Below are 14617 nucleotides of genomic sequence, written 5' to 3'. Positions count from 1 at the left end.
TACCGCTAACTATTAACTAATGACCAATGACCAATGACTAAAAATTATGGCAGCCAAAAATCGGGAATGAATGTTTTAGTCAAACTGCGAGTAAACTGATTAATCCTTCTCCCGATTTGAATGTGCGGTTCGTCAGCTTCCACCGGAATAATTGTCGCTTTGTTCCCAAGTCCGCAACGCGAAATTACCAAATTTGCCGCCTCCAAACCAGTAACATAAGCCTTTTCCTGCGACCAAGAACCGTGACGGGTCACAACCCAATCGCCACTCATGAATACATTATCATAACTTGTTACCGCAGGCAACAAATACTGATAGCTGCCAGGGGCAAAATGCGTCACCGCCCGCGACAGCCGAATCGCGCTGCTGTCAATTACTTTTGCCTCCCGAAAAGCCGGAATGCAAGTCGCTAAATCCCGCTGAACTAAGGAAACAATTTCCTCATCTTTCAGGGGAATTAATTGATTTGCGTGATAAAAGTCAGCTTCGACAACTGTTCCCGGTTCGTCTCGAAATTCGTCGTGCAAAGCATTCAAATCAAAAAACGTCCAACCTGTAGTCGAACTAAACCCAAAACAGGCATTAGAAGGCAGCGGAATGTCAATTTTTCGGTCAAACCACAGGCGAACAGCTAACACGTCAACGGCACCCAAATTCATCGCGTCCCGAAACTCTTGGCGACTTTGCAAAGCTGGGCTGCTGCTGATAATTTTTTGCATTCCCGTGACGCCAACTGCAAAAATAACTGCATCTGCATCGAAGGTTTCTTCGCCGCAAACAACGCCTGTGGCTTGGTTGTTGCTGGCAACTATTAAATCAGTAACTCGCTGCTTTGTCAAAACTTTTGCACCGAGTTTTTCCAGGATATCGACCCAGGGGCGAAAGATTTTTTCTCCCACAGTTCCGCGACACCAAACTACATCAAAATCCGGTTGATGTGCTAAGATGAAATAATAAAGCATTCCCAAAGCTGCGGCGGCAGAACATTGTTCTCCTGGTGCAAATAAACCTACCAATAACATCGGTTCAAAAGCATCGCGGTACAGTCTTGCAGAAACGCCAAACTGTTTGAATAGTTCGCGGGCTGTGACGCGATCGTACCTGCGCCAAGCTTCGTCGGAATTGTCGAAATCTAGGACGGCGTAGAGTAAGGGCAGGGCTGAAAGCCGATCGACTAATGGCAGCCTTTTAAATCTGGTATAAAGAAATGTTCCTAACGGTGTAGGAAGGAGCGGTTCCTCCTGAAAAATCGGCGATTCTACTTCTAATCCGGCCGGTGAATACTGACAAGAACGAGTCCAAGATGTGAAGGGAGCGAGTCCTAATTCCTTGACCAAGGAAAAGATATTTTGGTAGGGATACCAGAAGCCATGAATCCCAGCTTCTACGGAACGCCCGCCGGCGGTTTTCCACCCTGCAACTAAGCCACCCGGATAAGGGCCTGCTTCTAACAAAGTTACGTCATAGCCTTGCTGAGCTAGGTGATAGGTAGCGCCTAAACCGGCCCATCCTGCACCGACGACGACTATTTTTGGGGCTGACGATTCTGCTGACATTGCGTACCTCTTGATAATTTATTAATGATGACATAATTCATAAAATGCGGATTTGATATAAAATGTGTTGAATTATGTGTTAAATTTCGCTTGAGTGAATAATGAGTGTCAAAAACCGCCAGCAGACTAACCTGTTGCTGCTCTTATTTCCCGCTACCGCATGGCTGATGGTTTTCTTCATTTTGCCCGTGCTAATTGTACTGTTGTACAGTTTCTTAGAACGCGGTACTTACGGCGGTGTTACTTGGATATTTACTCTCAGCAACTACCAGCGTTTGTTCAGCGGACTTTTCTTAGGAGTCATTGGGCGATCGCTCTGGCTGGCTTTTCTGACAACAGCCGCTTGCTTGTTAGTGGGCTATCCCCTGGCATTTTTCATCGCCACCCGTTCTCCCCGCTGGCGAAATGCTTTGCTTTTGCTGGTAATTATTCCATTTTGGACTAATTTTTTAGTTAGAACCTACGCCTGGATCATACTCCTACGTAGCGAAGGAGTAGTTAACACAGCCCTGCAAAGCCTGCAAATTATTAGCGAACCGTTAAACTTGCTTTTTACGCCTTTCGCTGTGGCGATAGGTCTTATTTACGGCTATTTACCTTTCATGGTTCTGCCTTTATATTCTAGCATAGAACGCTTCAATTTTTCATTGGTAGAAGCCGCTCACGATTTAGGGGCAAATGACATCCGCACTTTTTGGCGCGTATTTTTACCCTTAACAAGTCGCGGCATTGTTGCCGGCTCTATTTTAGTTTTTGTTCCCGCAGTGGGCGCTTTCATCACACCGGATATATTGGGGGGTTCTAAAACAGTTATGGTGGGGAATTTGATTCAAAATCAGTTTATGAAAGCCCGCGATTGGCCTTTTGGGTCGGCGCTTTCTATGCTGTTGACGGTAATCATATTGATTCCTGTGTTAATTTACTTCCGCGTGTCTGACGAAACTCAATAAGGTAAGGTATACACGATCGTTGCACCCTGCGTTTAGGTTAAGATGCGCTAATGATTAATGACTAATGACTACTGACTCCTGACTAATGACTACTGACTACTAACTAATGACTAAAATAAAACTAGATTTACTCGTGCGTGCGATGGGCAAAAAGTGGCTTTGGGTACAAGCTGCACTAGCATTTGCCTTTCTTTACTTGCCAATTCTCATCTTAATTATTTACTCCTTTAACGCCTCCAGATTCAATGCCGTTTGGCGTGGCTTTACCCTTGACTGGTACCGCAGTTTGTTTAGCAATGCAGGCACGACGATTGCTACGAGTAGCAGCGCCGGAATCTTGACATCACTCAACAACAGCTTGCTAATTGCAGCTATTTCGACTTTGCTGGCGACCGTTTTTGGTACAATGATCGCCCTAGCGCTGGAACGCTTTCATTTCCCCGGGCGCAAAGCAGTAGAAGCTTTACTGTTTTTGCCGATTATCATGCCCGAAATTACGATCGGCATTTCGCTGCTAGTTTTCTTTACCCTAGTATTTCGGATCGTAGAAAATTTCACGGGAATTCGCCTCAATCTCGGCTTACCTACCGTAATTATCGGTCATGTTGTCTTTAATATTTCCTTTGTGACTATTACTGTCAGGGCGCGTTTGGCGGAACTAGATCCTCAATTAGAACAAGCAGCTTTTGACTTAGGCGCTAACGAATGGCGGACTTTTTGGCGCATCACTCTCCCTCTAATTTGGCCCGCTATTTTCAGCGCGGCACTGCTGGCTTTTACTCTGTCGCTGGACGATTTTGTCGTGACATTCTTTACCACAGGCGTCGGTTCAGTGACCCTGCCACTATTTGTTTACGGCATGATAAAATTTGCAGTAACGCCAGCGATTAATGCCATTTCAACTTTGATGTTGTTGGCTTCCTTATTGCTTGTTTTATCATCTTTAAAAGTTCAGAAAAGTTAAAAGAATTGCTTTCTGTGTCATAATTATTGTCATCTGCAACTAACACAACCTATGAAACGCCTGCTGACTTTCCTACTTTTGTTTGTGATGAGTGCAACGGTGGCTTTCGGCTGTAGCCCCACAGGTGGCAACCAGCAGCAAGTCCTCAGCATTTACAATTATGCAAGTTATATCGCCCCAGAAGCGATCGCCCAATTCGAGAAAGAAAATAATGTTAAAATTCAATACGACACTTTCGAGAGCAGCGACGCACTCTATGCCAAACTAAAACAGGGAAACCCCGGTTACGACTTAATATTTCCCGCCGATTACATGGTGAAAATCATGATCGCAGAAAATATAATTGAGCCGCTGAATTTAAACAATATTCCCAACCAAAAAAACCTAGAACCTAAGTTTATCAATCAAGCTTTTGACCCAGGGAATAAATATTCCCTGCCCTACCAGTGGGGAACGATGGGAATTGGCTACAACGTGAAAACCACCAAGGGGGATATCAACAGTTGGGCGGCGATGTTCGACCCGAAATATACCGGAAAAGTGGCGTGGCAAGACGATGCCAGATACACATTTGCAGGAGTTTTAATGTATTTAGGATTTGACCCAAATACAACCAACCCCGAAGAAATTAACAAAGCCCGCGATTTGCTGATTAAAAGTAACAATATCATTGCCGCTTTTGTCCCGGATACTGGTCAAAATCTGCTCGATCAAGGAGAAGTAAGTCTGACAATGGAATGGAGCGGCGATGTTTTCCAAGTTATGAAAGAAAATCCTAATCTCCGCTACGCTATTCCCAAAGAAGGAACAATTATCTTTTTAGACAACATGGCAATTCCCAAAGGTGCGCCCCATAAAGAGTTAGCGGAGAAATTTATTAACTTTATTTTGCAGCCAGAAGTAGGCGCTAAAGTGTCTAATTTTACCCACTATGGCTTGCCCAACAAAGCAGCAATCGATCAAGGTTTAATCGACCCGAACGATTTGAAAAACCCTCAAATTTACCCCCCGGCTGAGGTGTTTGACAAAATGAAATTATTGCAGGATGTCGGCAAAGCAACTGCATTGTACGATCGAGCTTGGACGGAAGTTAAAGCAGGGGCTGGAAAGTAGATATAAAACAGGTTTCTGCCGGGGCTGGTTTACTTAATTTTTTAGCTTGTTTTGGAGTTGCACCATTCTCAAAAACAGGCAAGATGCCTGTTCCACAAAGAATAAATTTCTTGTGGAACGGGCATCTTGCCCGTTCCTAAACCAGTAATTGAGAATGGTGCAAGATATCAGTTTAACCGAACTCGAACTCAGATTTTTATCACTCAGACATACTAACACAATGCACGCTGTCGAAGTTTTAGAAGTTTCCAAAGTATTTAAAAGTGTCCGCAGTCAAGATTTTTTAGCTGTAGATAACATCAACCTGCAAATTTACGATCGAGAATTCTTTTCTTTACTCGGCCCTTCCGGCTGCGGCAAAACTACAACCTTGCGAATGATCGCGGGTTTTGAAACTCCCACAGCGGGCGAAATTTACATTCACGGCCAACCGATGCAAAATCGCCCACCGTTTCACCGCCCAGTAAATACGGTATTTCAAAATTATGCTTTATTTCCGCACATGACAGTAGCACAAAATGCCGCTTTTGGGTTGGAAATGGAGAATTGGCCTCAGAAAACAATTCGCGATCGCGTTGCTGAAGCCTTAGCATTAGTACAGTTAACCGAGGTAGGAAAACGCTATCCCCGCCAACTCTCAGGGGGACAGCAGCAGCGAGTAGCGCTAGCAAGAGCATTAGTCAAACAGCCGTCTGTTTTGCTGTTGGATGAACCCCTAGGAGCGCTGGATTTAAAATTGCGTAAAGAGATGCAATTAGAATTAAAAAAAATGCAGCGTAAATTGGGAATTACGTTTATTTATGTGACTCACGATCAAGAAGAAGCGCTAACTATGTCTGACAGAATTGCAGTAATGGATGGAGGAAAACTGCAACAAGTCGGGACGCCTGTTGATATTTATGAATATCCTAAAACGCGGTTTGTTGCTGATTTTATTGGCGATAGCAATTTTTTAAGCGGGCAAGTTGTAGAAAAGCAAAACGGTCAAATAATCGTGTTGGTTGACCAGCAGTTGCCCGTGTTAGTTGCGACAGCCGAAGATATGCCCGCTGGGAAAGTTGTCACCCTGGTGTTGCGGCCAGAAAAAGCTGCTATTTACCCGGCTAATTATGACGCTGAAAATACCTGGCCGGGAATAGTAGAAGAGGCTATTTATATTGGCACTGACACGCGCTATACGGTGCGGTTGACTGCTAAAAGTTCGATCGCCCTTCGCCGACAAAACTTGCACAGAGATGACTTGCAGCGACACCAAGTCGGCGACAGCGTTCGAGTTGCCGTGCCGCCGGAAAGTATTTGCATTTTTTGACATCTAACTATCGCTACCGTCGTCAAGCACCGTCTAACCAGTAAAGCTAAGTCCAAGCGACGTGACAATGGAAAACTTAGTTGAGATTTTAGAAGATTGAGGAGCCGATTGAAGATGTACTTCCTTCCCGCTAGAAGATAATCTACTTCTTCCTCCAGCTTCCTCCTTCTTCCTTCGCGTTCTTGGCGTCTTCGCGGTTCAATAATATAGACAGTATTGGTGCTAAACTCGCGTTTGACTTTGCACAATTTCCTCCAAGAGTCGCTCTTGACTTTTCGCAGGTTCCTTGCAAGTTAAACATTCGCAAACTAACCCGACAATACCTTCAGGCAAATCAGCCTCAATCTGACAGACAGCAGTCGGATAATACTGGGAAATCAAGCCAGAAATTTGATCGGGAGTCGTGCGAATTAGGGTAGAATGCTGATACCAATCGAGAGCAGAAAGCAAACTAGGACAAGCTTGCGGAGAATCTTGTACAATACTGCTGAAAGCTTGCAAACCTTGCTCCGCGCGATCGAGATATTCCAAATTCTGCCCCAGCAGTGCGAGACGAACCAAAGAGGCGATCGCAATTCCATTCGCCGCCGGAGTTGCATTGTCTATATAGCTACGTTCCCGCACCAACAAATCTCCGCTAGCATCCTTAGCAGTATTGTAATATCCTCCCAATTCCACACTCCACAAAAACTCATCAAACTCTTCTTGCACCTGCACAGCTTTCTCCAACCAAAACTGAGAATTCGGCAACTGTTTTGCCTCTTCCCCGTTGCCTAAAGTCAAACTCGCTTGATGCAAATCCAACAAAGCTTTCACAAACAAAGCATAATCTTCCGACTGCGCGGTTACAGCAGATTGTCCGTCATAATTCAACCGCTGAAACCGCCCATCCGTCCACTGATTATCTAAAATAAAATTAGCTGTTGTCACAGCTAATTCCAGATATTCCAAATTTCCAAAAACAGCCGCAGCGCGGGCTAAACCCGAAATCATTAAGCTATTCCAAGCAGCAATCATTTTCGTGTCAGTAACTGCGGGAATTCTACCCGACCAACTGTCGTTTTTAGCTTCTTGATTGTTGCGGGCTGGCGGAAAGGTTTTTACAGTATCGGGATTGCCACCGTAGCGAACTTGAAAGAGTTTAGCCAAAGCCGCTTCTACCGTGTCGCTCAGTTTTCCTGGATGGCGGCGCTGTAATACATTCTTGCCTTCAAAATTGCCGCTGCGACTAACAGTAAACTGTGCTTTAATTTCTGCCAATTCCTCAGCAGTTAATAGTTGTTCTAGTTCGGCATAAGTCCAGACATAAAATGCTCCTTCTTCCGGTTCAACTTCTTCAGAAGTGGTAAAGCTGTCCGCATCCTGTGCAGCATAAAAATAGCCTGTTGGCGCAATCATTTCTCGCTTCAACCATTCTACTGTCCCCGCGATCGCAGTTTCAAAAGCGGGTTCTTGTATTCCCGCGCTCCACAAATTTGCTAAATACTCAACAATTTGACCGTTGTCGTAGAGCATTTTTTCAAAGTGGGGCACAGTCCAAGTCGCATCAACTGTATAGCGGTGAAATCCGCCTCCTACGTGGTCGTAAATGCCTCCCAATGCTAAGTCTAATCCGCGTTGAGTGCAGACTTGTTTGCTGTCGTATTTTGATTCAAAATTAAATCTGGTTCCCCGCAGTGCTAGCTCAGCATAAGGTATCATCGGAAAACTGGGGCCGGGGTTGCTGCCCGCAATAATTCCGGTGTTGAGTTCTAAGCCTTTTTGGAAGACTTCGCGATTTAATTCGGCGGTTACTCCTGACAGCGCTGCCGTCTGTTGGAGGTTGCCTAAAATCTCTGCTTTGAAGGCTTCTACTTTGCCTTTTTCTGTGTCGTAAAAGCGGCGAATTGCTTGCAAAACTTCTAAAAATCCCGGCCGTCCGTAGCGCGGTTCTACGGGGAAATAAGTGCCTCCGTAGAAGGGAACTCGCTCGTCTGGAGTGAGAAAAACGTTGAGCGGCCAACCGCCTTGACCAGTCATCATTTGCAAGGTTTGCATATAAATGCTGTCGATATCCGGGCGTTCTTCGCGATCGACTTTTATCGGTATAAAATGCGAATTCATGTATTGGGCGATCGCGCCATCGGAAAATGCTTCCCCTTCCATCACCGTACACCAGTGGCAGCTAGAGTAGCCAATTGACAGGAAAATCGGTTTATTTTCGCTTCGGGCCGCTTCCAAAGCTTCGTCGCACCAAGGCCACCAGTCGATCGGATTTTCGGCGTGTTTCCGCAGGTAAAGGCTTTGGGATTGAGCAAGACGGTTGACCATAATCAAATCCACTTTAAGTCGTGCTGGGTAAGCTTGTCATTTCTCTAGCAGTTTAGCGCGAGATGTTTTAGTTGAGTTGTACCTGATAATTATGTTTTAATATTATGGCTGAGTATCTCGATATAATATGAGCTTATCATCTCGGAGAACCTTCAATCAACAGCTAGGACAATTTTTGCTGAGTGCTGCTGTTCCTCCTGCTGTTCTCAAACTGTACCAAACTGCATCATCGTCGGAGCAAGTTTTATTAGAAACTAATCTTAACAATTCTCTGGCAAAAGCAGACCCAGAAATAGAATTATTAGTCCCAACATTTTTAGGTAATGACAAGCGTCGGTTCTACGGCAGAGGTGTTCCGAAAAGCTTGAAGTTAATCGACAAATTTCAACTAGGAAGCGGCCGGACTTTTCTGGGAAGGCGGTCTGTAGTTTGGAGCGGTGCCGGTTGGACAGGACAGCCGACTATTACCAGAGACGGGGGAAAAACTTATTTAATTATAGGTGCTTATGACCACAATTTGCGAAAAATAGATATTGCTACTAATAAAGAAGTTTGGCGCTATAAATTTGATGATATAATCAAAGGTTCATCAACGATTTATATCGATGAAAAAGCGAGCGCCGAAAACAGAATTGTGATTTTGCAAGGCAGCCGTAGTGGCGGTGGTGGCAAAAGTGTCGTGCCGAGTTTTAGGGCAATATCTTTTAGAACTGGCAAGGAACTTTGGAAATTGGACATCAGGAAAACGCCCAGCTACAGCCGAGATAATGACAGCAGCGCTTTGGACATCGGCGGTGGCGTTTTGTTCAATGCTGGGGAAAATGCGATCGGCTATTTTCTCGATAGTTCCACAAGCCAGGCAAAAATCAAACAAGGCATCAAGCAGCCAAATATATTGTCGGAAGTACAGCTTTATGCAGCAGCAGATATCAGCAAACACGGCGGTAACTTGGTAGCGGAATCATCGCCATCGAGGCTAAAAGATAGAATTTTTATAGCTGCTGGTTCCGGTCATATTTACGGTATTAGCATTGCAACTAAAAAAATAGTTTGGGATTTTTATACTGGTTCAGATTTGGATGGAAGTGCTGTAATTTCTAAATCAGGAAAACTGTTTTGTGCCATTGAAAAACAATACATTCAGGGCAACGGTGGAGTGCTGAAGCTGAATCCCAACAAGGAACCGAATGCCAGTGTTGAATGGTTTTTGCCGACGGGAAATCGCCGACTGTCTAGCTGGGAAGGCGGGATAATTGGCTCGGTGGCGTTGAATGACGAGTACAATTCAGGGGAGTTTCCGGCGCTGTTTGCCACAAATGCGATCGATGGCAATTTGTACATCGGTTCCCAAGATATGATTACAGGTAAAAAAAGTTCTGTGCCTTGGCGAAACCAGTCTTACGATACTCCGGTAATAGTATTTAAAAAAGCGATTGGTTCTTCAATTTCGACTCCGATTTTTACCGATGGCAATAAACTGATCAGTGCGGGATACAACGGTGTTTATTTGTTCAATTTGAATTGGGAACGAGCGAAGTCGGGGGATCAGAATGCTTTGAAAAATGCTAAAGGGGAGTTTTACCGTTTGAAAGTAATAGAATCGGGGAGATTTAAGCCTGGTTTGTCATTTGAGGCGACGCCTGTAGTTTGGGACGGAATTGTGAGGATTTGCGCCAGGGATGGCTGGATGTATACTTTGGGTTAGTTATGGGTATTTTGTACCTTTATCGGGAACAGGCAAGATGCCTGTTCCACAAAAGAGTCTACTTATTGTGGAACAGGCATCTTGCCTGTTCTTGAAAGGGTGTTGAAATCCGCCACCTATTCCTACCTGCGGTTTAACTGCGGTGAGAGAAAGAATTTCGGAAATTATCGGAAACTCGTTATGGCAACTCCTGAAACTCAAATAAGTTTAGTTTACGGTTGAGAGGATGCTCAAGGTATTTTACAGCTTGCGATCGCACGCTGACAGGATGAAGGGGAATTATCCAGAGTGCACCTTTTCGAGATAGCAGCGGAATTGGGCATTTCCGAACAGGATATTGTGGCGGCGGCACAGCAATGGTTAGCAACTAGAGGAGAATTTCCAGAAAAACACGTTTTTAACTCTTACCGTCGTCGCAAATTGCCGAAAAAAGTAACAAAGTACGGCATTATCAATTGACAATCTCAAAAACCCGCCCCGACGGGGATATTATGGTTAATCGATCGGACATGATATCAGTTCTCTAGCAGTTTAGCGCGAGATGTTTTAGCTGAGTTGTTGCTGATCATCCTGTTTTCATACGATCGCTGATAATTTAGATGTCAAATGAGTCGATCGTCTCGGAGAACCTTCGATCAACGGCTGGGAAAATTTTTGCTGACTGCGACGGTTCCTCCTGCTGTCCCCAAACAGTGCCAAACTGAATCTGGGAATTGACGGAGTGAGAAACCCGCTAAAACCTTGATATTTAGAGGGTTTAGGCTCTTGAACCTCCCTCTAGAGAGTAGTAATTATCACAAGTTTATTGACTATTTTGATGGTAGCGAACACGAACGATCCTCATTCGACCCTGTAGAAAGCCTCAAAATTAGCGATCGTCGCACGCACACATTTTTTTGATAACAAGCTACTCAAACCCTTACTGCGTAAACTCTTTCTACTTGCTTATCACCCGTTAAATCTTGGAATCGAGCTTTTTCGGAAAAATAATATTAACCAATTTTTAGCGAAAGCAGACCCAGAAATAGAATTATTAGTCTCAACATTTTTAGATAACCAGCAGCGCGACTTCTACGGTAGACGCAGGGCTGTTTCATTCTCTTGTTGGGGCAGCCCCCCGTGGCTGCCCCAATCCCACCAAATGCCTAACAAATTCTGGATGGGTCGGGTCGGCATTCTTGGCACGACCCGTACAAAAGGCTGGTTTTCCTGAGAATGAAACAGCCCTGACCGTGTTCCGAAAACTATGTCCCAGAAAGTCGAGTCTTCCCTTTAGTCGGTTAAATTTCCGGCGTCACAGATAATAACGACCACCGAAACCATTCCTCTCTAAACTGAAATGTTGCACCATAATCAATAAGCCTGTTTTGGGCGGGATCTCCTGCCCAACCCCTACTCCCCCCAAGAAAACTCATTCTTTGTGAAACGGGCCCCAGAGCAGGTTCTTGGTAATAGTGCAACATATAAGTCTAAATGGCGCTTGTTGCTGAATCCGAAAGCGAGAATCGACGCACGGAATATGAGCCCAGATTTTGTCCTGAGTTATAGCCACATTCGGCAGCTTCAACTGTCACCATCGGTTTTTACCTATTTTTACCCAGTAATCAAGCTCTCACTTAAACTTTGATACCGTACATTAACGGATAACAAAAATTTTAAAGGCATAATTTAGAGCTTTAAAATAGTTTTATCAGTAATTATGCTGTGTCGCACCCCTGTTTAGGAATCTAAGTTATAGCTTTTTAAAAGAGAGAAAAGTCACGACTAAAATCCGGATGGCAGCACCCATATTTTTTGATGTAAGCCATAGGAAATAGCTAGCTAGAAGTCATCACTTTAGGCATTTAGGCTAAATCCCATCAGCGTATTCTCAATCTTCATCGAATCTTTATCAAACCTAGTTGCATTAACTTGTGCTTCCGTTTATATTGAATATGTGAAGGGAAAAAACCTACTTCCAGTCAACTTACAAATAACGGTGTCAACCATGAAATTCCAATTAAACTTAGTCAAATATATTTTAGCTGTTGCCGGTGTCGCCACTCTTAGTGCAGTATCCGCAGCACCTGCCTCGGCCTTCAGCTTTGGTAATATCGTTGGTGGCGATACGCCGGGAGATGCCTATCAAAACACCTTTACATTTGACGTAATTGACCAAGGTGCATCAGTTCTTTTTAACATCTCCAACTCGGGAAATACTGCTGCCTCTGATATGTTTATCAGTAAAGTTCTCTTTGATGATAATGGCTATCTGTCTAATGCCGTGGCTAACGTTGGTAACATTGGTACCGTAGCTTTTAGTGGTGGTGCTGGTAACGATCAGTTGCCTCAAGGTGGTAATGGTTTCACCACAGACTATGCCTTCACAAGGGATACTGGTGCTGCTAATAAATGGGGTGTCCAAGGTACCGAAACTTTCGGAGTGAGCTTTACTGGAAATTATGCTAACGTAGTTTCCGCTTTGAATACCGGTGCCTTAAAATTAGGTTTGCACGTTCAAGCCTTACCAGGTGGTAAAAGCGATTCTTACATCAGCACCATCAGCACTAGCAACACTGAAGCTACTCCTGAACCCTTAACAATGCTTGCTGCTGGAGCCGCTGTTGGTTTTGGTGCTATGTTCAAAAAGCAACGCGCTCAGGCTCAAAAAGCTGAATAGGCTATCATTTTCACTGCTTTTTGCTCCTGGCTTGATGCCAAACTGATTATTTTATGTTAGACCTAAAAACCTGGTTTCACCAAGAAACCAGGTTTCTTATTATCTAATAGCGCGCCACCGTGAAAAACCCGGACTTGGAAGCCGATCTCAAACACATTTGTAGCGCTACGGCTGTTATTAAGATCTATAATTGAGTCCTGGTAATCCAGTGTATCAACTAGGCATTGAAATCTCTTAGAGGGCGAGCAATCTCCGCAACGGACTGAGCCGAATTGATGCGGCACAGTTCAAGGGCCAATCATCGCTAGATGGGTGGCGTAATTACAGCACCGCAGAGTAGTTGTATTCAACGTCAAGTCGCCCCTAGACAGCGTATTTAAGAACTACCGTAAGGCTGTTTCTTAATAATTTCCGATCTAAAGACACTGAGATTCTTTAAAAGGAGATAATCACCATTGATCATTGCTCGAACTCTAACTCGCTCAGCCGTATTTACTCGAACCTCAGTGTCACACCAGGCGCGGTGCCAATTGTGTCTACTCTCAAGAAATGCCAGCCTCATTGAGGCTACTTATTTTTAATTATTGTTGATTCACTCCCTTTTTAGTCTTTGCTTACAGCGGCTGAGTAAGCAAGTGCTAGACACCCAACCAATCATTTCGAGTAGCAGTCTTTTTACTAGGTGTCCTAATGCTGAGCTATGCGTTGCATCTCATCTGTTGCACCATTCTCGCTTAACATGCTTTCCGCCCTGTTCCACAACAACTGCATTTTATTGTGGGGAGTAGGGGTTGGGCAGGAGATCCCGCCCATAGAAGTGTTATTGATAATGGTGCAAGATTTCAGTTGCATCTGAGTTTCACCATCCATCAAATTCCAGAGTGCCTACTAACATAATCTCAAAGATTTACGGCCATTAAAATCATCCGAGTCTTTTCCATAGGAGGAGTTCAAGCTACTAAGTTGTCCACCTCCCCTACTATTTTTATGATATGATCTAACAAGAGTCTGGACTGTTTTTAGTTCGGAGTCTGAAACCATCCATTTTTCGTTGGTACTTCGATTGCCGAATCGACTGGAAACCCTTATTCTACGGTTGACAATCAAAAATTGTCCCAAGTATGGCTCTCATCAATCAACTAATAACTAATATCTACCATGTTCAAGAGAAAACTTTTTTGGCTCATCATTATCGCCACAGCTTTAGTAAGTGTGAATATGACACTCCTGTGGAAACTGGACGATATTGCTCATTTTTGGATGAGTATAGTTTTTTGGTTCGCTGTGGGTTCCCTGCTTTGGGACAACCAGGATATTCTCAAACAGAGTGAGATAAAAAGTGACCTATTGTCGAGAGTAGCAGGAACGCTATTAATAGCTTTTATTTTATTTCAAAGTGCTGTGGTTTCAAGTAAATTCGCTCCTTTTTTAAGACTTGCACCTTTTTTGTCTGGTTTAGGTTTGAGCCTACTTGCGGTAGGTTTTCGCAACTTAAAACTATATTGGCGTGAATTGGTAATACTATTTTTTCATGGCATCCCCAGTGTCATTACGTTACCTTTAGTGGATTTTATTACCTCGCTTACTGCTAAATTTGCTTATTATTCTTTGTGGTATATCGGTTTTGATGTAACACGTGACGGTAATTATGTTGCTTTACCGACAGGAAGGGTGTTGGTAAATGGGGGTTGTTCTGGTATAGAGGCAATGAATTACTTATTAGGTTTAGCTGTAGTTTGTTTGGTGATGTTTCCTACTAAACAAAATAAGGCTTTGGTAATAGGTGTCGCTGTCATTTTTGGTTTTATTATTAATGTTTTTCGAGTGGCGGGAATGGCTTTGTTAGTTGCATCTAATCGCCTAGATTTGTTTAAATATTGGCATGAGGGTGAAGGTTCTTTAGTCGTGGGAATGATTGCGGTGATTTTGTTTGGGATATTTTATCAATTTATGTTGAAACGAGATAGCAAACTTAGTCAATGTTCGGGAATTTAATTAGTTGCAATTTGAGGTAATATATCGGTTCTTCGATTTCCACTACCATAGTGAGG

Annotated in this window: 10 protein-coding genes; 8 read left to right on the top strand and 2 right to left on the bottom strand. The window is 43.9% G+C overall.

Annotated elements, in window-relative coordinates; translation table 11 throughout:
- Positions 1–44: 44 nt before the first annotated feature.
- Positions 45–1556, bottom strand: coding sequence for an FAD-dependent oxidoreductase (locus QUA74_RS07725; protein ID WP_333326702.1), 1512 nt, complete (start codon positions 1554–1556; stop codon positions 45–47).
- A gap of 101 nt (positions 1557–1657) precedes the next feature.
- On the opposite strand from QUA74_RS07725, the gene QUA74_RS07720 reads away from it, so the two are divergent.
- The 4 genes from QUA74_RS07720 to QUA74_RS07705 all read left to right on the top strand — a co-directional run bounded on the left by QUA74_RS07720 (position 1658) and on the right by QUA74_RS07705 (position 5892).
- Positions 1658–2506: an ABC transporter permease gene (locus tag QUA74_RS07720; protein WP_333326700.1), complete on the top strand. Its 849-nt coding sequence runs from the start codon at positions 1658–1660 to the stop codon at positions 2504–2506.
- Positions 2507–2612: 106 nt separating this feature from the next.
- Positions 2613–3470 (top strand): ABC transporter permease, encoded by an 858-nt coding sequence (locus QUA74_RS07715; protein ID WP_333326698.1) that lies wholly within the window; start codon positions 2613–2615, stop codon positions 3468–3470.
- 51 nt (positions 3471–3521) lie between these two features.
- Positions 3522–4583 carry a spermidine/putrescine ABC transporter substrate-binding protein gene (locus tag QUA74_RS07710; protein ID WP_333326696.1) on the top strand — a complete coding sequence of 354 codons (1062 nt, stop codon included), beginning with the start codon at positions 3522–3524 and terminating at the stop codon, positions 4581–4583.
- A gap of 220 nt (positions 4584–4803) precedes the next feature.
- Entirely contained in the window at positions 4804–5892 is a 1089-nt protein-coding gene (locus tag QUA74_RS07705; protein WP_333326838.1) for an ABC transporter ATP-binding protein, read from the top strand.
- A gap of 222 nt (positions 5893–6114) precedes the next feature.
- On the opposite strand, the gene QUA74_RS07700 is transcribed toward QUA74_RS07705, so the two are convergent.
- A complete protein-coding gene (locus QUA74_RS07700) occupies positions 6115–8202 on the bottom strand; it encodes a thioredoxin domain-containing protein (RefSeq protein ID WP_333326694.1) in 2088 nt (695 codons plus the stop codon).
- A 127-nt stretch (positions 8203–8329) separates the two neighbouring features.
- Between QUA74_RS07700 and QUA74_RS07695 the strand changes: the two genes are divergently transcribed.
- The 4 genes from QUA74_RS07695 to crtA all read left to right on the top strand — a co-directional run bounded on the left by QUA74_RS07695 (position 8330) and on the right by crtA (position 14561).
- On the top strand, positions 8330–9907 hold the full coding sequence (locus tag QUA74_RS07695) for an outer membrane protein assembly factor BamB family protein (protein ID WP_333326692.1): 1578 nt from the start codon (positions 8330–8332) through the stop codon (positions 9905–9907).
- A 288-nt stretch (positions 9908–10195) separates the two neighbouring features.
- Complete coding sequence (locus QUA74_RS07690) at positions 10196–10366, top strand: hypothetical protein (protein ID WP_333326690.1); 171 nt, start codon at positions 10196–10198, stop codon at positions 10364–10366.
- Positions 10367–11894: 1528 nt separating this feature from the next.
- Positions 11895–12566, top strand: coding sequence for a PEP-CTERM sorting domain-containing protein (locus tag QUA74_RS07685; protein WP_333326688.1), 672 nt, complete (start codon positions 11895–11897; stop codon positions 12564–12566).
- A gap of 1158 nt (positions 12567–13724) precedes the next feature.
- On the top strand, positions 13725–14561 hold the full coding sequence (gene crtA, locus QUA74_RS07680) for a cyanoexosortase A (protein WP_333326686.1): 837 nt from the start codon (positions 13725–13727) through the stop codon (positions 14559–14561).
- The last annotated feature ends 56 nt before the right edge of the window (positions 14562–14617 follow it).

This window comes from Microcoleus sp. LAD1_D3 (assembly GCF_036702135.1).
In the GTDB taxonomy this organism is placed as follows: Bacteria; Cyanobacteriota; Cyanobacteriia; order Cyanobacteriales; family Microcoleaceae; genus Microcoleus.
Note: the sequence above shows the minus strand (reverse complement) of the source record. Positions and strands in the feature narration are given on the sequence as shown.